At 66.0% G+C, this 16,706-nt stretch carries 15 protein-coding genes and 1 tRNA gene; 10 read left to right on the top strand and 6 right to left on the bottom strand.

Features of this window, described 5'->3' with window-relative positions:
- Positions 1–352 precede the first annotated feature (352 nt).
- From AC4PTO_RS04065 to AC4PTO_RS04040, 6 genes are read left to right on the top strand one after another with little or no spacing between them, the layout of a single operon-like run.
- The gene (locus AC4PTO_RS04065) at positions 353–1,390 is read left to right on the top strand and encodes a rod shape-determining protein (RefSeq protein ID WP_492732134.1); all 1,038 of its coding nucleotides are present in this window, start codon (positions 353–355) and stop codon (positions 1,388–1,390) included.
- Between the two features lie 31 nt (positions 1,391–1,421).
- Positions 1,422–2,336, top strand: a complete 915-nt coding sequence (gene mreC, locus AC4PTO_RS04060) for a rod shape-determining protein MreC (protein WP_492732132.1) — start codon at positions 1,422–1,424, stop codon at positions 2,334–2,336.
- Complete coding sequence (locus AC4PTO_RS04055) at positions 2,329–2,868, top strand: rod shape-determining protein MreD (RefSeq protein ID WP_492732131.1); 540 nt, start codon at positions 2,329–2,331, stop codon at positions 2,866–2,868. Before mreC ends, AC4PTO_RS04055 begins: the two co-directional genes overlap by 8 nt.
- Positions 2,865–4,808: a penicillin-binding protein 2 gene (gene mrdA / locus AC4PTO_RS04050; RefSeq protein WP_492732129.1), complete on the top strand. Its 1,944-nt coding sequence runs from the start codon at positions 2,865–2,867 to the stop codon at positions 4,806–4,808. The genes AC4PTO_RS04055 and mrdA overlap by 4 nt, the downstream gene beginning before the upstream one ends.
- The gene (gene rodA, locus AC4PTO_RS04045; RefSeq protein ID WP_492732128.1) at positions 4,805–5,944 is read left to right on the top strand and encodes a rod shape-determining protein RodA; all 1,140 of its coding nucleotides are present in this window, start codon (positions 4,805–4,807) and stop codon (positions 5,942–5,944) included. Before mrdA ends, rodA begins: the two co-directional genes overlap by 4 nt.
- 1 nt (position 5,945) lies before the next feature.
- Positions 5,946–6,881, top strand: coding sequence for a 2-hydroxyacid dehydrogenase (locus AC4PTO_RS04040; protein WP_492732126.1), 936 nt, complete (start codon positions 5,946–5,948; stop codon positions 6,879–6,881).
- Here the strand turns inward: AC4PTO_RS04040 and AC4PTO_RS04035 are convergent.
- Together AC4PTO_RS04035 and AC4PTO_RS04030 are read right to left on the bottom strand one after the other, a co-directional pair.
- Entirely contained in the window at positions 6,878–7,675 is a 798-nt protein-coding gene (locus AC4PTO_RS04035; RefSeq protein WP_492732124.1) for an SseB family protein, read from the bottom strand. The two genes, AC4PTO_RS04040 and AC4PTO_RS04035, sit on opposite strands and share 4 nt — an antisense overlap.
- A complete protein-coding gene (locus AC4PTO_RS04030) occupies positions 7,672–8,259 on the bottom strand; it encodes a uracil-DNA glycosylase family protein (RefSeq protein WP_492732122.1) in 588 nt (195 codons plus the stop codon). The genes AC4PTO_RS04035 and AC4PTO_RS04030 overlap by 4 nt, the downstream gene beginning before the upstream one ends.
- Before the next feature lie 158 nt (positions 8,260–8,417).
- On the opposite strand from AC4PTO_RS04030, the gene AC4PTO_RS04025 reads away from it, so the two are divergent.
- Genes AC4PTO_RS04025 through kdsA form a run of 3 tightly spaced genes read left to right on the top strand, consistent with a single transcriptional unit; the run spans position 8,418 to position 11,550 of the window.
- On the top strand, positions 8,418–9,077 hold the full coding sequence (locus tag AC4PTO_RS04025; RefSeq protein WP_492732120.1) for an ABC transporter ATP-binding protein: 660 nt from the start codon (positions 8,418–8,420) through the stop codon (positions 9,075–9,077).
- Positions 9,055–10,701, top strand: coding sequence for a KpsE/RkpR family capsule polysaccharide export protein (locus AC4PTO_RS04020; protein ID WP_492732116.1), 1,647 nt, complete (start codon positions 9,055–9,057; stop codon positions 10,699–10,701). Before AC4PTO_RS04025 ends, AC4PTO_RS04020 begins: the two co-directional genes overlap by 23 nt.
- Before the next feature lie 15 nt (positions 10,702–10,716).
- Positions 10,717–11,550: a 3-deoxy-8-phosphooctulonate synthase gene (kdsA, locus tag AC4PTO_RS04015; protein WP_492732112.1), complete on the top strand. Its 834-nt coding sequence runs from the start codon at positions 10,717–10,719 to the stop codon at positions 11,548–11,550.
- 17 nt (positions 11,551–11,567) lie between these two features.
- Here kdsA and AC4PTO_RS04010 read toward each other — a convergent pair whose 3' ends face one another.
- Complete coding sequence (locus AC4PTO_RS04010; protein WP_492733526.1) at positions 11,568–12,758, bottom strand: BaiN/RdsA family NAD(P)/FAD-dependent oxidoreductase; 1,191 nt, start codon at positions 12,756–12,758, stop codon at positions 11,568–11,570.
- A gap of 98 nt (positions 12,759–12,856) precedes the next feature.
- On the opposite strand from AC4PTO_RS04010, the gene AC4PTO_RS04005 reads away from it, so the two are divergent.
- A tRNA-Gln gene (locus AC4PTO_RS04005) sits at positions 12,857–12,931 on the top strand.
- A 347-nt stretch (positions 12,932–13,278) separates the two neighbouring features.
- Here AC4PTO_RS04005 and AC4PTO_RS04000 read toward each other — a convergent pair.
- The 3 genes from AC4PTO_RS04000 to AC4PTO_RS03990 all read right to left on the bottom strand — a co-directional run bounded on the left by AC4PTO_RS04000 (position 13,279) and on the right by AC4PTO_RS03990 (position 16,701).
- Entirely contained in the window at positions 13,279–13,503 is a 225-nt protein-coding gene (locus AC4PTO_RS04000) for a hypothetical protein (RefSeq protein ID WP_492732108.1), read from the bottom strand.
- Positions 13,504–13,603: 100 nt separating this feature from the next.
- A complete protein-coding gene (locus tag AC4PTO_RS03995; protein ID WP_492732107.1) occupies positions 13,604–14,491 on the bottom strand; it encodes an SH3 domain-containing protein in 888 nt (295 codons plus the stop codon).
- A gap of 20 nt (positions 14,492–14,511) precedes the next feature.
- The gene (locus AC4PTO_RS03990; protein ID WP_492732105.1) at positions 14,512–16,701 is read right to left on the bottom strand and encodes a S41 family peptidase; all 2,190 of its coding nucleotides are present in this window, start codon (positions 16,699–16,701) and stop codon (positions 14,512–14,514) included.
- Positions 16,702–16,706: the final 5 nt, after the last annotated feature.

Raw genomic sequence — 16,706 nt, 5'->3', positions numbered from 1 at the left:
CGGAAAGGGGGCCGACGGCCCCCTTTTTTCATGCCTGCGGACATGGCCGATTCGGCTGCGCGCCTTGCCTGAACGCCATGCCCCCGGAATGCGGCGCTTTGCGCGCGGATTCGTGAGTTGTTCGATAAGTGACATTCAGTGCGTCAAACTTCCCACTAATCACCATCTTTGATTGATAAATGAAACTTTATCCCCCTGCCCCAAGCGGAACGCCGCTGCCCATGCGGCGCCCCAAAGGGTTTCCCCTTCCAGATTTCGCGGGCTTTGCCTATATCGTGCAGGGATGAATGACGGGGCCCGCGCCAGCAGACCCCGGATCTTCCTGTAGCAGACATTCGGGGACGGTAATCAAATGGCGGGCTTTGGCGGTATCTTTTCGTCTGACATGGCGATCGACCTCGGAACGGCGAATACGCTGGTCTATGTGAAGGGACGCGGGATCATCCTGAACGAGCCTTCGGTCGTGGCCTATCACGTCAAGGACGGCAAGAAGCAGGTGCTGGCCGTGGGCGAGGATGCCAAGCTGATGCTGGGCCGGACGCCGGGCTCGATCGAGGCGATCCGCCCGATGCGCGACGGCGTCATCGCCGATTTCGACAGCGCCGAAGAGATGATCAAGCATTTCATCCGCAAGGTGCACAAGCGCACGACCTTCTCCAAGCCCAAGGTCATCGTCTGCGTGCCCCATGGCGCGACCCCGGTGGAAAAGCGCGCGATCCGGCAATCGGTCCTGTCGGCGGGGGCGCGCCGCGCGGGCCTGATCGCGGAACCGATCGCGGCCGCCATCGGCGCGGGCATGCCGATCACCGACCCCACCGGCAGCATGGTGGTGGATATCGGCGGCGGCACGACCGAGGTGGCGGTGCTGTCGCTTGGCGACATCGTCTATGCGCGCTCGGTCCGGGTGGGGGGCGACCGCATGGACGAGGCGATCATCTCTTACCTGCGCCGCAACCAGAACCTTCTGATCGGCGAATCCACCGCCGAGCGGATCAAGACCACCATCGGCACCGCGCGCATGCCCGATGACGGGCGCGGCGCCAGCCTTCTGGTACGCGGGCGCGACCTGCTGAACGGCGTGCCCAAGGAAACCGAGATCAACCAGGCGCAGGTTGCCGAAGCCCTGGCCGAACCCGTGCAGCAGATCTGCGATGCGGTGATGCAGGCGCTTGAAGCCACCCCCCCCGATCTGGCCGCCGATATCGTCGACCGCGGCGTCATGCTGACGGGCGGCGGCGCGCTTCTGGGCGAGCTGGACCTGAGCCTGCGCGAACAGACCGGGCTCTCGATCTCCATCGCCGACCAGTCACTGAATTGTGTGGCCCTCGGGACGGGCAAGGCGCTGGAATATGAAAAGCAACTCCGGCATGTGATCGACTACGACAGCTGAGCGCCGCACCGGCGCCTGACGCGAGGACGCCTTGGCCAGAGATCGCGACGATCAGGATTATGCAGGACCGCTGCGCCGCATCCTTGTGACGGTGCTGGTTCTGCTGCTGGCCACCACCTTTGTGGTCTGGCGCATCGACAGCCCGCGGGTCGAGCGGCTGCGCGCGGCCTTCATCGACCGTTTCGTGCCCACCTTCGACTGGGCCATGGTGCCGGTGACGCATTTCCTTGGCATGGTCGAGGGGTTCCAGTCCTACGCCCGCATCTATCAGCAGAACCAGGAATTGCGGCGCGAGTTGCAGCAGATGAAGTCCTGGAAAGAAGCCGCGGTCCAGCTTGAGCAGCAGAACGCCAAGCTGCTGGCGCAGAACCAGGTGCGGCTCGACCCCAAGCTGACCTCGGTCTCGGGCGTCGTTCTGGCCGATAGCGGAAGCCCGTTCCGCCAGTCGGTGCTGCTGAATGTCGGGTCGCGCGACGGGATCGTGGATGGCTGGGCGACGATGGACGGGCTGGGCCTTGTCGGGCGGATCTCGGGCGTGGGGCGCACCACCAGCCGCGTGATCCTGCTGACCGACCCCTCCAGCCGCATCCCCGTCACGATCCAGCCGTCGGGACAGCGCGCCATCCTTGCGGGCGACAATACCGCGCTGCCGCTGATCGACTTTCTCGAAAGCCCCGAACAGGTGCGGCCGGGCGACCGGGTCATCAGTTCGGGCGATGGCGGGGTGTTTCCCGCCGGGCTTCTGGTGGGGCAGTTGCTTCAGGGCCAGGACAAGCGCCTGCGCGTGCGCCTGTCGGCCGATTACGAGCGGCTGGATTTCCTGCGCGTGCTGCGCTCTCACCCGGCCGAGCAGTTGCACGATGCGGGCCCGCTGATCCCGCCCGCCACGCTGCCCGACCCCGACTTGACCGCCGAGACCGCCCCGGAGGGCGAGGGCGATGGTTGATCCGCTGACCACCCGCCGCATCCTGCACCGCGCGCTGTTCGCCGGCATCGCCGCGGTGATCCTGTTCTTGCACCTTCTGCCGCTGTCCTCCGGTGCGGGCGGCATTCCGGGGCCGGACCTTATGCTGGCCCTGACGCTTGCATGGGTGCTGCGCCGGCCCGACTATGTGCCCGCGCTTCTGATCGTCGCGGTCTTCCTGCTGGAGGATCTGATGTATATGCGCCCGCCGGGGCTCTGGCCGCTGATCGTTCTGCTGGGGACCGAGCTTCTGCGCGCCCGCGAACAGGGCCTGCGGGACCTGCCGCATGTGCTTGAACTGGCGGTGGTCGGCGGGCTCATGGTGGCGATGCTGATTGCCCGGCGGCTGGTTCTGGCGCTGGTCATGATCGAGCAGCCGCCCCTGGGGATGGAGCTTTTGCGCCTTCTGGTGACGCTGGCGGCCTATCCGCTGGTGGTCGTGGCCTCGCGCCTGGCGCTTGGCCTGCGCCGCGCGGCACCGGGCGAGGTGGATGCATTGGGGCACCGGCTATGAGACGCTCGCCCAAGGACACGCAGGAAAGCGCCCGCATGATTACTCGCCGCGGGCTGATGCTGGGCGGGGCGCAGGCGGCGATGGTGGCAGTGCTCGGCACGCGTATGCACACCATGCAGGTCGAGCGCGCCAATCAGTTCCGCCTTCTGGCGGAGGGCAACTCGGTCAAGATCCGGCTGATCCCCCCTGCGCGCGGGCTGGTGCATGACCGCAACGGCGTGCTTCTGGCCGGAAACGAGCAGAATTACCGCGTGACCATCACGCGCGAGGATGCGGGCGATGTCGAACAGGTCCTGTCCGACCTGCGCCGTCTGATCCCCATCGGCGAGGCCGAAACCGAAGAGCTGCTGGCCGAATTTCGCCGCCGCGCGCCCACCACCCCCGTCACCGTGGCCGACCGGCTGAGCTGGGAAGAGTTCTCGCGCGTTGCGGTCAACGCCCCTGCCCTGCCCGGCGTGACGCCCGATGTGGGGCTGTCGCGCCTCTATCCGCGCGCACAGGATTTCGCGCATATCCTTGGCTATGTCGGCCCGGTTTCGGATTATGACCTGAGCCAGATCGAGAATCCCGATCCGCTGCTCAACATCCCCAAGTTCCAGCTTGGCAAGCTGGGGGTCGAGGCGAAGCTGGAAGACCGGCTGCGCGGCCGCGCCGGGCAACGCCGGGTCGAGGTGAACTCGGCCGGGCGCGAGATGCGCGAGTTGGGCCGGCGCGAGGGCGCGCCCGGCGTCAACCTGCAACTGACCGTCGATTACCGCGTGCAGAACTACGCGCTTGCCCGGCTGGGTGAGGAAAGCGCCGCCGCCGTAGTGATGGATGTGCAGAACGGCGATCTGATCGCCATCAGTTCGGCGCCGTCCTTCGACCCCAACCTGTTCGTGCGCGGCATCTCGAGTGCGGATTACCGCACGCTGACCGAAGACGACCACCGCCCGCTGGCCGACAAGACGGTGCAGGGCGTCTATCCCCCCGGTTCGACCTACAAGATGGTCACCGCGCTTGCCGCTCTTGAGGCCGGCGTTATCACGCCCGATGAAACCGTCTATTGTCCCGGTCACCTGGAGGTCGGGGGGCGCAGATTCCATTGCTGGAAACGCGCAGGCCACGGCCGCATGAACCTGATCCAGAGCCTCGAGCAATCTTGCGACGTGTTCTTCTACGACATCGCGCAGCGTGTCGGGATCGACCGGATCTCGGCGATGGCGCAGCGCCTTGGCTTGGGCGTGCGCCACGATCTGCCAATGTCCGCCGTGGCCGAAGGACTCGCCCCGACCAAGGCCTGGAAATCCGAGCGTTACGGAAAGGACTGGCTGATCGGTGATACGATCAACGCCTCGATCGGACAGGGTTTCGTGCTATCCTCGCCGCTGCATCTTGCGGTGATGGCGGCGCGTATCGCCTCGGGCAAGGCGGTGGTGCCGCGGCTGATCCATTCGATCGACGGGGTCGAGATGCCGGTGCCGCAGGCCGCGGATCTGGGCCTTGATCCGGCTTGGCTTGGCAATGTGCGCAAGGGGATGGACGCTGTCGTCAATTCCCGCCGCGGCACGGCAAAAAGTTCGCGCATCGTCGCCGCGGAATGGACCATGGCAGGCAAGACCGGCACCAGCCAGGTGCGCAACATCACCGCCGCCGAGCGTGCACGCGGCGTCATCTCCAACGACCAGCTGCCCTGGAACCGGCGCGACCATGGCCTGTTCGTGGCCTACGCCCCGGTCGACAATCCACGCTATGCGGTCAGCGTCGTGGTCGAGCATGGCGGCGGCGGCTCGACCGCGGCCGCGCCGGTCGCGCGCGACATCCTTCTGTTCGCACTGAACGGGGGTGTGCCGCCACTGACCGCCTATCCCGAAAGCCAGCGCGGGCGGATCCGTTCGATGCAGGAAAGCCTCGATCTGGTCGATCCCGAGACCGTCGGCGACGGAAAGACCCGCGCATGAGCTATCTCGAGTCCAACCTCAAGACGGTTCCCACCGGTTTTCGCAAGGTGCTTTACCTGAACTGGCCGCTGGTGATCCTGCTGACAGCGGTGGCCTGCACCGGGTTCCTGATGCTGTATTCGGTGGCCGGCGGACGCATCGAGACATGGGCCGAGCCGCAGATGAAGCGCTTCGGCTTCGGCATGGCGGCCATGTTCATCGTGGCCTTCGTGCCGATCTGGTTCTGGCGCAACATTTCCGCCCTTGCCTATATCGTCTCGCTTCTGCTGCTGATCGCGGTCGAGCTGTTCGGCTCGATCGGGATGGGGGCGCAGCGCTGGATCGAGCTTGGCCCCCTGCGCCTGCAACCCTCGGAGCTGATGAAGATCGCGCTCGTGATGCTGCTTGCGGCCTATTACGACTGGCTCGATGTCTCGAAGGTGTCACGCCCGCTTTGGGTCGCTATCCCGGTTGCGCTGATCCTTCTGCCCACGGCCCTCGTGCTCAAGCAGCCCGATCTCGGCACCGCGATCCTGCTGCTGGCCGGGGGCGGGCTGGTGATGTTCTGCGCGGGCGTCAGCCTTTGGTATTTCGGCACCGTGATGGCGGCCGGGGTGGGGCTGGTTTTCGCCGTGCTCGAAAGCCGGGGCACCAGCTGGCAATTGATCAAGGACTACCAGTTCCGCCGCATCGACACGTTTCTCGACCCGTCCTCGGACCCACTTGGCGCGGGTTACAACATCACCCAGGCGCAGATCGCGCTTGGCTCCGGCGGCTGGTCGGGGCGCGGCTTCATGCAGGGCACCCAGTCACGGCTGAACTTCCTGCCCGAAAAGCACACCGATTTCATCTTCACCACGCTGGCCGAGGAGTTCGGCTTTCTCGGGGCGATCGCGCTTTTGCTGATCTATGCCGGGATCATCGCTTTCTGCATCCATTCAGCACTCAGCAACAAGGACCGCTTCGCCGCCCTGCTGACGCTTGGCATTGCGGGCACGTTCTTCTTTTTCTTCGCGGTGAATATGGCGATGGTAACGGGGCTGATGCCCGTAGTGGGCGTGCCGCTCCCCCTTGTATCTTATGGCGGAACGGCGATGATGATCCTGCTGATGGCCTTCGGGCTTGTGCAAAGCGCCCATATTCACCGCCCGAGGTAACATGCCCACCGTCCTTTTCGCCGCACCCGAGCGGCTTTGGCCGAGCTATGAACCGGCCCTTGCCGCAGCCTTCGCCGAGGCGGGGCTTTCGGTCACGATGGCCGGCCCCCGAACCGCCCCCGCAGATGTCGACTATCTGATCTATGCCCCCAACGGCCCCGTTTCCGATTTCACCCCCTTCACCCGCGCCCGCGCCGTCCTGAGCCTTTGGGCGGGGGTCGAGCGGATCGTGGGCAACGCCACCCTGACCCAGCCGCTGTGCCGCATGGTCGATACCGGTCTGCGCGAGGGCATGGTGGAATGGGTCACCGGCCATGTTCTGCGCAGCCATCTCGGGATCGACCGCTGGCTGGGGGCGCAGGACGGCATCTGGCGCAACGGAGAAACCCCACCCCTCGCGCGCGATCGGCAAGTCGTCGTTCTGGGGCTGGGCGAGCTGGGCGCGGCCTGCGCGGCCATGCTCGGCACGCTCAATTTCCGCGTGACCGGCTGGAGCCGCAGCCCGAAATCGCTGGCCGGGATCGACTGCCTGTCCGGCCCCGAGGGGCTGAAGGCCGCCCTGGCGCGCGCCGAGATCCTTGTCACCGTCCTGCCCCATACGCCCGAAACCGAGAACGTGATCGACGCGGCCGCCCTTGCCCGGATGCCGCGCGGGGCGGTGATCCTGAACCCCGGCCGGGGCACGCTGATCGACGATACGGCCCTGCTGGAGGCCCTTGAGAGCGGCCATGTGGCGCAGGCCACGCTCGATGTGTTCCGCACCGAGCCGCTGCCCCCCGATCATCCCTATTGGGACCATCCGCGCGTGACCGTCACGCCGCATATCGCGGCCGAGACGCGCCCCGCCTCGGCCGCGCGCATCATCGCCGAGAATATCCGCCGCGGCGAGGCCGGGGAGCCGTTCCTTTATCTCGTGGATCGCGGGCGGGGCTATTAGCGCAGGATCGGCGGCCGCGCCGGGTCCATCCCCGGCGCGGTCGCGCGCAGTTCCTGCACCTCTTGCTGTTCCGGCTCGGGCAGGGCCAGCACCAGCGCCTTTTCCAGCAGGGCCCGCGCGGCGGGATCTTCAGTCGACAGGAAGGTCACGTCGATCTCTCCGGCCTCGAGCCCGGAAAAGGCCAGTGCCTCGGACATGGCCTTGGCGATGCCGGGCTGCGCGGCCTCGGGCGCGCCCAGAAAGGCCAGCACATGGCCGCGTCGCTTGTCCTCATAGGTGACGCCGCCCAGAAGCGCATGGCTTGCCAGGCCCGCAAGCTGCGCGAACTTGGCCTCGAAGGCGGGCAGAAGCGCGCCCAGGATCGCCGGCGGCAGGGCCGGTTCGTGAAACGCCACCGGGCGGCCCGCCGCGGCCTGCGGCGCATGGCTGAGCGTATCGGCCAGCCATTCCAGCGCCTCGGGCGGCAAGAGCATGGCCGAGGGCGCAACCCCCAGGTTGATGCCAAGCCCGATCCCCTCACCGGCAAGGTTCTGCGCGATCACCCGGCCCGGCAGCGCGGCATACGGCACCGGGCCGTCGCAGAAGGCGGCCAGACGCTCTTCCAGATCGAAGGCAAGGACGAAATCGCCCTCATCCGTGCTGAAAAGCTGCGGGGTGATATCCGCGCCCTCGGGTTCCGCCTCCAAGAGGACGAACAGCTCGGCATCGGCCAGCCGGTCATAGACGGCAAGGCGCAGCCGCTCATCCTCGGGGGCGGCTTCCATCGCGGCATGGGCGCGGTCATAGGGGGTCATCGCAGTACCTCTTGCACACGGGCGCGAAGGGCGGGGATCAGCTCGGCCTCGAACCACGGATTGCGTTTCAGCCAACCCGTATTGCGCCAGGACGGATGGGGCAAGGGAAAGACGTGCGGCGCGTGCGCGCGCCATGCGGCAACCGTCTGCGTCACGTTGCGCGTGCCCAAGTGCCAGCGTTGCGCCGCCCCGCCCACCAGAAGCGTCAGATCGACCGGGCCAAGCGCCTTCAGAACCGGGGCGCGCCATGTCTGCGCGCACACGGGCGGGGGCGGCAGGTCGGCCCCGCGCGCATCATAGCCGGGAAAGCAGAAGGCCATGGGGATGATGGCCACGCGCGCGCGGTCATAGAACGCCTCGGCCCCGATCCCCATCCAGTCGCGCAGCCGGTCCCCCGACGGATCGCTGAACGGCCGCCCCGAGGCATGCACCCGCGCGCCGGGCGCCTGCCCGGCCACCAGAAGCCGCGCGCCGGGCCGGAACCACACCACCGGGCGCGGTTCATGCGCCGTCGCGGTCGCGGCAAAGCGCGCGGCACACAGCCGGCACGCTCGGATCGTTTCGCTCAGGGCCGGTTCCGGCATCGCTGTTCCGTTTCCTTGCGCCGATGCCGCACATGTTTGCTGTGTGCAAACCCCGCCACATCGGACATAATGGCGCCAAAACCGGCACCGCGGTGGGTCTTGTTAACCTGTCCGGCCCAGACTGCGCAAACCGGACCGAGGCAGAGACGGCGGGGCGAATGCTCGAATTCGACAATGTCAGCAAGTCCTTCTGGACGGGCCAGCAGCGCAAGGTGATCCTTGACCGCGCCTCCTTTCGGGTAGAGCTGGGAAATTCGCTTGGCATCCTTGCCCCGAACGGCACCGGCAAGACCACGATCATCAACATGATGGCCGGGCTGGAAAAACCCGACGAGGGGGAAATCCGCAAGACCTGCCGGGTGTCCTTTCCGCTGGGATTCATGGGCGGCGTCGTCACCAAGCACACCGCGCGCGAGAATGCGCGCTACATCGCGCGGCTCTACGGGCTTGATCCCGATTACCTCGAGGCGTTCTGCCGCTGGCTTTGCGGGCTTGGCGAATATTTCGACATGCCGGTGGGCACTTACAGTTCGGGCATGCGCGCGCGGTTCACCTTCTCGCTGATGCTGGCGCTGGAATTCGACATCTACCTGATCGACGAGGGGATGCCCAACAGCACCGATGTCGAGTTCAACCGCAAGGCCGGCACGATCCTGCGCGACCGGCTGCGCGACGCGACCGTGGTCGTGGTGTCGCACCAGCCCGCGACGCTTGAGAAATTCTGCCGTTCGGCTGCCGTTCTACACGACGGTCATCTATATATGTTCGACACCCTGGAAGAAGCGAAGCGTCTTTATGACTACCAGACCAAAGGTTAGGAAGTTCCGCACCAAGCCCGGCCTGCCCGAGGCGCCTGCCGCCGCCCCGGCCGATCCCATGGGCGAGGTCGGGCAGCTGTTCGAGCCGCAGGATGACGGGTTCGGCCCCGGCCGCTTCGAGACCGCGCGCGGCACATCCGACCCCGCGCCCGACACCACCGACATCGCCGAAGAGATCACCCGCATCCGCGCCGAGGGGCTGACCGGGCGGCAGTTGCGCCTGGCCCGCCGGGTGGCGCAGAAACACGGGATCGAGGCCTCATCGGATTATGAGGCGGTGCGCCTTCTGCGCCGCAAGGGCATCGACCCGTTCGACCGCAACCAGGTGCTCAAGGTCGTGCAATCGGAAACCGGGGCCGTGGCGCAGGCCCGCGCCGCCGAAGCGGCCGAGGCCGAAGGCAAGCGCGTCCAGTTGCCCGCAGCACCCCGCAGTGGCACCGGCCTGCCCGGCCCCAGCCTTCTGGACGAAGACACCCGCGCGCGCGAGATCATGCGCCTGCAACGCGACATCGCGCGGCGCCGGCGGCAAAAGCTTGCCATGCTGTTCGCGCGGCTGGCCTTCTTCGTGTTCCTGCCGACCTTCCTTGCGGGATGGTATTACTATGTCATCGCCACGCCGCTTTACGCCACCAAGACCGAATTCGTGATCCAGAAGGCCGACAGCATGGGCGGCGCGGGCGGCCTTGGCGGGCTTTTCTCGGGCACGCAGCTTGCGACCAGCCAGGATTCGATCACCGTGCAAAGCTATCTGCAATCGCGCGATGCGATGCTGCGGCTGGACGGGGATCACGGCTTCAAGGCGCATTTCTCGCAGGATTTCATCGACCCGTTGCAGCGGCTTCCCGAAAACGCCAGCAACGAAAAGGCCTTCAAGCTTTACAACCGCAACGTCAAGATCGGCTATGACCCCTCCGAAGGCCTGGTGAAGATGGAGGTGATCGCCGCCGATCCCGACGTGTCGCGCAGCTTCTCCGAAGCCCTGATCGGCTATGCCGAAGAGCAGGTCGACCAGCTCACCCACCGGCTGCGCGAAGACCAGATGAAGGGCGCGCGCGAAAGCTATGCCGAGGCCGAGCAGAACGTGCTCAACGCGCAGAACCGCGTGCTTGAACTTCAGGAACAGCTTGGGATCCTGGACCCGATCACCGAATCCAACGTGGTGATGAGCCAGGTGTCCGCGCTTGAGACCCAGTTGCAGGAAAAACGCCTGCAACTGCAACAGCTTCTCGACAATGCCCGCCCGAACGCGGCACGCGTCGAGGGCGTGCGCGGCGATATCGCGCGGATGGAAAGCATGGTGGCCGACCTGCGCGCCTCATTGACCCAGGCCAACGGGGCGAATGCCTCGCTTGCGGCGGTGACGGGGCAGTTGCGGATCGCCGAGGCCGACCTTGAAACCCGGCAACTGATGCTGTCTTCGTCCGTGCAACAGCTTGAGAACGCGCGGATCGAGGCCAACAAGCAGGTCCGCTACCTCGAGATGGGCGTGCGCCCCGTGGCCCCGGACGAGCCGACCTATCCACGCGCTTTTGAAAGCACGCTACTGGCCTTCCTGATCTTTTCGGGTATTTACCTGATGCTTTCATTGACCGTCTCGATCCTGCGCGAGCAGGTGTCGAGCTGAGGACCGGAGAAGCCGATGAAGGATGTGCAGATCGGCGGGCTGACCGTCGGCAACGACCGCCCGCTGACCGTGATCGCGGGCCCCTGCCAGCTGGAAAGCGAGGGGCACGCCCTGATGATCGCCGAGGCGATGGCCGCGGCCTGCGCCGATGCCGGGGCGCAGTTCATCTTCAAGGCCAGCTATGACAAGGCCAACCGCACCTCGCTTTCGGGCAAGCGCGGGATGGGGATCGAGGCCGGGCTGAAGGTGCTTGAGACGGTGCGCGCCCGCATCGGCTGCCCCGTCCTGACCGATATTCACGACATCGAGCAGGCGCGCCTTGCCGGGACGGTGGCCGATGTGATCCAGATCCCCGCCTTCCTGTGCCGCCAGACCGATCTTCTACTGGCCGCGGGCGAAACCGGCGCGGTGGTGAACATCAAGAAGGGCCAGTTCCTTGCCCCATGGGACATGCCGAATGTCCTCGCCAAGGTCGAGGCCACGGGCAACCAGCGCATCCTGCTGACCGAGCGGGGCACCTCGTTCGGCTACAACACCCTTGTCGCGGATATGCGCGCCCTGCCCACGATGGCGCGCACCGGCTATCCGGTGATCATGGACGCCACCCATTCGGTGCAGCAGCCCGGCGGGCTTGGCGGGGCATCGGGCGGGCAGCGCGAATTCGCCCCGGTCATGGCGCGCGCCGCCGTCAGCCTGGGCATCGCGGGCGTGTTCATCGAAACCCATGAGGCGCCCGATATCGCGCCCTCGGACGGGCCGAACATGATCCCGCTGGCGCAGATGCCGGCCCTTGTGGCCTCGCTCATGGCGTTCGACGCCCTTGCCAAGGCCGATCCGATCCGGCTGTGAATGGGGCGGCCGGCCGTTCAGGCCACCTGCCCCGCGGCCCAACCCGACGACCATGCCCACTGGAAGTTGTAGCCCCCCAGCCAGCCGGTCACGTCCACCACCTCGCCCACGAAGAACAGGCCCGGATGGGCGCGGGCCTGCATGGTCCGCGCGTCCAGCCCGTCGGTGGCCACGCCACCAAGCGTGACCTCGGCCGTGCGGTAGCCCTCGGACCCGACGGGGCGGATCTGCCAGCCATGCACCTGTTCGGCCAGCCGCCCAAGCGCCCGGTTCCCCTGATCGGCCAGCCGCCCCGAAAGCCCCGCCTGCGCCACCACGAAGGCGGCAAGCCGGTCCGGCATCAGCCGCGCAAGCGCGTTGTGCAGCGCAAGCCGCCCGCCCCCGGCCCGCATCGCGGCAAGCTCGGCCCCGATGTCGCGCCCCGCCATCAGGTCGATCGTGATCGCGTCGCCCTCGCGCCAATAGGACGAGATTTGCAGGATCGCGGGCCCCGACAGGCCGCGATGCGTGAACAGCAGCGCCTCGTCGAACGCGGTGCGGCCATGGCGCACCCGCGCAGGCGTGCTGACGCCCGCCAAGGGCGCGGTCAGGGCCAGGTCCTGCGCCGCGAAGGTCAGCGGCACAAGGGCCGGGCGCGTCCCGGTCACGCGCAGCCCGAAATCCTCTGCGATGCGATAGCCAAGGCCCGAGGCCCCCATCTTCGGGATCGACTTGCCCCCCGCGGCCACGATCACCGCCTCCGAGGCGATCGGCCCGGCGCTGGTGCGGGTGACAAAACCCTGCCCCGCGCGCGCGACCTCTTCGATCCCGGTCGACAGGCGCAGCACGCCACCGGCCGCGCGCAGATCGTCGGTCAGCATCGTGATGATCTGCGTGGCCTTGCCATCGCAGAACAACTGGCCAAGCGTCTTTTCGTGCCAGGCGATCCGCGCGCGGTCCACCCGCGCGATGAAATCCTCTGGCGTGAAGCGCGACAATGCGGAAAGCGCGAAGCGCGGATTTTCCGACAGGAACCTGTCGCGCGCGTTCTGCCGGGTCAGGTCGCGGTTGGTGAAGTTGCACCGCCCGCCGCCCGAAATCCGGATCTTTTCTCCCGGCGCGGCGGCATGATCCAGCACCATGACACGCCGTCCGCGACGCGCCGCCTCGGCCCCCGCGAACAAACCGGCAGCCCCGGCCCCAAGCACCAGCACATCGCATCGTTCCATGCCCCCCGCCATATCCTGCGCGCAGATCACCGGCAATCGCATTTGCCGCTTTTTCCTCTTGCGGCGCCACCGCAGCTTGGCTAAACACCCCCCCACGTTGGGGCGTAGCCAAGTGGTAAGGCACCGGTTTTTGGTACCGCGCACCGTAGGTTCGAATCCTACCGCCCCAGCCATCCTTTCCACGCAGATCGACGACGATCCGGGCCATGGGTTTGATGGATGCAAGCGTCCAGCAATGCCCCGCAGAATGCTCCCGCGCCGGTCTCACCCACCTCAGAACGTCAAGCAGGTTATTGTCGTCGTCAGTACCGCGTCCCCATTCCTAGAATATCCGGCCAAATGTGGAGAAGGGCGGCAAGACCGAGATCAGTTGTCGGTCACACGAGACGGCAAAGGCTGAAATGCAATCGCTTCGGCCTTGTCTACTTTTCCTTCTTCCAAGGGACGGAGACCGCGCATTCAAAGATACCGTCCACACAAAAGCGGGCGCGTTCCTGCCCTTTTTCAGAAGCCACGCTCCCTAGAGAAGCGCGATGACCGGAAACCAAAGCAGCGGGAGATTGCGCCCGCGCGGGTGCCTGAACCTGATCCGCCGCCATCCGACAAGCCATGTGACGACGGCGGCCAGCAGGATCCCGGCAGGAAGCACCGGCCAGACCAGACTGCTGGGCAGCAGCTCTGGTCGCGGCTGCGGGCTCGGGTGGAACGCCTTCGCTTCGAAGATCATGACCCATGCAACCAGCACGATGAACAGTCCTGGCGAGGAGATCTTCGACCGTCAGGGGCCTTTGGTCAGGCGCACGCGTGCCACCGACAGCTACAGCAGAATCCCAGGCGCGGAACGGTCACAAGCCCTGATCGCGGCGATAGGCATCGACCGCCTTGCTTGCGCGGATGGATTGCTCTGCTGTGCAACTGGACCCGGCGGTGATCAAGCTGCCCACAGGCGCAAACAGAAGGGTACAGCCGGTGTCGAAACGGATCTCGAACTCTCCGCTATCCCGACGCACCACTTCCGGCGGAGCCCCGGCAGCGCCGCCGGGAGTGGCGGGGACAGCGCCTTCACGCAGGTATCGTCCATTTACCCATCCGCGCAGGCTGCCTGCAGCATTTTCGATTTGGCACCAGCGCGAGCTGTCGGCACGCCGGCATCCGAGGTTGCGCAACTCGGCGCCGTTGGACACGGTTCCTACGACATCGTATCCGGTCCCCGGCCCGGACCGCACGTTCAGGCTGTCCTGCGGAGGTAGATCACCGACGACGTACCAGTCCGGACCTCCTGAAAGGCCGTCTGCGAATTCGTCAGCGGGCACGGCTGCGCCATCGGTGATCGAGATCTCGAGACTGTAGCGCGCTGATTCCTCGCGGCGGGCGGCATTGCGCATCAGGAACACCTGGATGCGATAGCGCCCGCTCACAGGCAGTTGCCCGGAGAAATGGTCACCGGAGCTTGCGCCAACAAACATCGCGGCATCCGCTCCCGGAGCCCAGACGTTGAAGTAGTTCGACAGGTTGGACGTGTTCAGCATGACCTGCATGGTCTGACCGGCACCGGCTTGAAGATAATAGTCCACCGCTGCGTAACCGGTAATCTCGCCCTTATAGGTCGCACCCGTCTTCCCTGGCGCGAAACGCACTTCGACGCTGCTGGTGTTCTGGGCTGCGACCGGCCCCGCAAGCGCCACCATCAGGCCAAGAGCAAGTTCGCGCATTGATCGTGCCATCATCGTCATGTCCTCCGTCAATTGGGGGGTCATTCGCCCAGTTCCCGCAACAGCGCAGCCACCGCCGCCTCGAGCTGGGGATCGCTACCGCGCAGCATCGCATCCGGCGGCGTATGGACAACCTCGTCCGGGACAACCTCACGGTTCTCGAAGAAATCTCCCTCGATCGTCCGGAAGCCCAGCTGCGGCACCCCGAGGACGACCCGCGTGTCAAGCTGGTCGGGGCGCAGCACCGCCGTCCCGGTGCCCGGCACGCGGTCGCCGACCGCAGGACCGATACCCTCACGGATGTAGTAGTAGGGGAAGACCGAGGCGTCCGAGTAATTCCAGCTGTTCATCAGAAGCGCGCTCGGCTTGGCCCAGCGGAGATATGGGGTTGGCCCAAGGTCCACGCGATTCCGGGTCACCAGCCCCGAATGGCGGGTGCCGGTAAGGAAGGCGCTCAGCTGGTCATGAAGGTTGCCGCCCAGATTGAAACGTGTGTCGATGATGGCGCCTTCCCGGTCACGGTCGCGCCCCATCAGGTCGGAATAGACCTGCCGGTATGAATCGTCCATCATGTGGCGAACATGGGTATAGCCGAGCCGCCCGCTAGACAGCTTTAGCACCATGGCACGTCGCTGCTCGACCCAGGCAAGGTAAGCCAGCTCACCGTCACTGCCGGGAGCGGCCGCGCGCAGGGTGACTTCACGGACGGCGCTACCATCCGCCGGAGCAACGGTGAGGCGCAGCTTGCGTCCGGCCTGGCGGTTGAGAAGCGGGTAGATGTCACGACCCGGGTCGATCTCCACACCGTCAACCGCAAGGATCACGGCACCCGTGTCGAGCGGATCGCCCGCCAGAGCCGCGGGACCGCCCGGCAGCGCGGCGGTGACCTTCACCCCCGCGCCTTCATGGGCCGTATCATAGTAGATCCCGATCTCCGCCGTGCTGTCCCAGCCCGGGTTCTCCTGAACGAAGCGCGCCGTCATGTGAGAAGCGTTCAACTCACCCTGGAATTCGTTCATCAGGGTGACGAAATCTTCCCAGTGGGTGATGTGCGGCAGATATCTTGCATAGGCGTCCCGCATCGCGGCCCAGTCGACGCCATGCAGGTTCGGATCGTAGAATTTCGACTGCACGAAACGCCAATGGTGCTCGAAGATGTAGCGCATCTCGGCGACCGGATCGAAGCCGGCCTTCAATGAAAACGGCGCGGAGGATGTAGCCCCGCTGGCAACCTGAACGGTCTCGATGGCACCGGCCTTGACGAGGTAGACGGTAGAGGCTTCCCTGTCTGCGATGATCTGTTCGATGCCGGTTGCGGGCTTGGCAAAGACCTGTCTGGCCCTGCCCGTGGCAAGGTCGATCAGTTCGGCCTCGACCATGCCGGAGCCCGGCTGGAAAATGACCAGCAGCAGCCCACTGTTATCGGCGGTCATCCGTATCAGAACCGGCAGGACAGGAGAGCCCGTGACGCGGGAGGTGCGATATGGCACGCCGTCAAAATCCAGGACTGCCGCCTCGTCGGATGTCGCCGTCTCCCCCAGGTCGCGGGCGAGATATCCGTCCGCCGTGAGCCAGGTCGCCATGATGTCGACCATCGCGCCTTCGGAGGACAGGTTCCTCTGGGAAAACCGGTCGCTCGCCCAGAAGACTACGCTGCCATCCGGGCTGAACCCAGCCTTGTCGTCACCGAAACCGCTGTCACTCAGGTTTTGGCGGCGGTGAGCGCCCATCGTCTCGATCATCTCGATCTCGGTATTGGTCGAGATGAAGCCGGTCGTGGTCAGGATGTGGCGGCCGTCCGGCGCCCATTCGAAATCGAACTGATCGACGTTGTAAAAGTAGCTCGCACTATCGGGGAGGATCTCGGTGCTCCTCCCGGTGTCGAGGTCGAAGATACGGATCGCGTTGCGGTCGTCCCGGTAGGCAATGCGCCGACCATCGGGTGCATAGGCCGGTTGCAGGGCGTCGCTTTGCGTGTCTATCACGCGCCGTTCCGACAACGTCACCGCCGTCATGAAGCCCTTGTCGTCGGCACCCAGTTCGGTCTCGTAGATATCCCAGTCACCGTCGCGCTCGGCGGCATAGAGCAGCCGCCTGCCATCCGGGGCGTAGCTCACGGAATGTTCCGCCTGCGGCGTGTCGGTGATGCGGCGGACCTCGCCTGTTTCGGGTGAGGCGACGAACACCTCCCCGCGCGCGACCAACGCGATCTCGGCTCTGTCGGGCGACACGACTG

Source organism: Rhodobacter maritimus (genome assembly GCF_058747975.1).
The sequence above is the reverse complement of the archived record's forward strand: the minus strand, read 5'-3'. Positions and strand labels throughout refer to the sequence as shown.

Excerpts from the sequence above, each read along its gene's own strand:
- AC4PTO_RS04065 (WP_492732134.1), top strand. The coding sequence starts at position 353 with ATGGCGGGCTTTGGCGGTATCTTTTCGTCTGACATGGCGATCGACCTC.
- AC4PTO_RS04055 (WP_492732131.1), top strand. The coding sequence starts at position 2,329 with ATGGTTGATCCGCTGACCACCCGCCGCATCCTGCACCGCGCGCTGTTC.
- mrdA (WP_492732129.1), top strand. The coding sequence starts at position 2,865 with ATGAGACGCTCGCCCAAGGACACGCAGGAAAGCGCCCGCATGATTACT.
- rodA (WP_492732128.1), top strand. The coding sequence starts at position 4,805 with ATGAGCTATCTCGAGTCCAACCTCAAGACGGTTCCCACCGGTTTTCGC.
- AC4PTO_RS04040 (WP_492732126.1), top strand. The coding sequence starts at position 5,946 with ATGCCCACCGTCCTTTTCGCCGCACCCGAGCGGCTTTGGCCGAGCTAT.
- AC4PTO_RS04035 (WP_492732124.1), bottom strand. The coding sequence starts at position 7,675 with ATGACCCCCTATGACCGCGCCCATGCCGCGATGGAAGCCGCCCCCGAG.
- AC4PTO_RS04030 (WP_492732122.1), bottom strand. The coding sequence starts at position 8,259 with ATGCCGGAACCGGCCCTGAGCGAAACGATCCGAGCGTGCCGGCTGTGT.
- AC4PTO_RS04025 (WP_492732120.1), top strand. The coding sequence starts at position 8,418 with ATGCTCGAATTCGACAATGTCAGCAAGTCCTTCTGGACGGGCCAGCAG.
- AC4PTO_RS04020 (WP_492732116.1), top strand. The coding sequence starts at position 9,055 with ATGACTACCAGACCAAAGGTTAGGAAGTTCCGCACCAAGCCCGGCCTG.
- kdsA (WP_492732112.1), top strand. The coding sequence starts at position 10,717 with ATGAAGGATGTGCAGATCGGCGGGCTGACCGTCGGCAACGACCGCCCG.
- AC4PTO_RS04010 (WP_492733526.1), bottom strand. The coding sequence starts at position 12,758 with ATGGAACGATGCGATGTGCTGGTGCTTGGGGCCGGGGCTGCCGGTTTG.
- AC4PTO_RS03995 (WP_492732107.1), bottom strand. The coding sequence starts at position 14,491 with ATGACGATGATGGCACGATCAATGCGCGAACTTGCTCTTGGCCTGATG.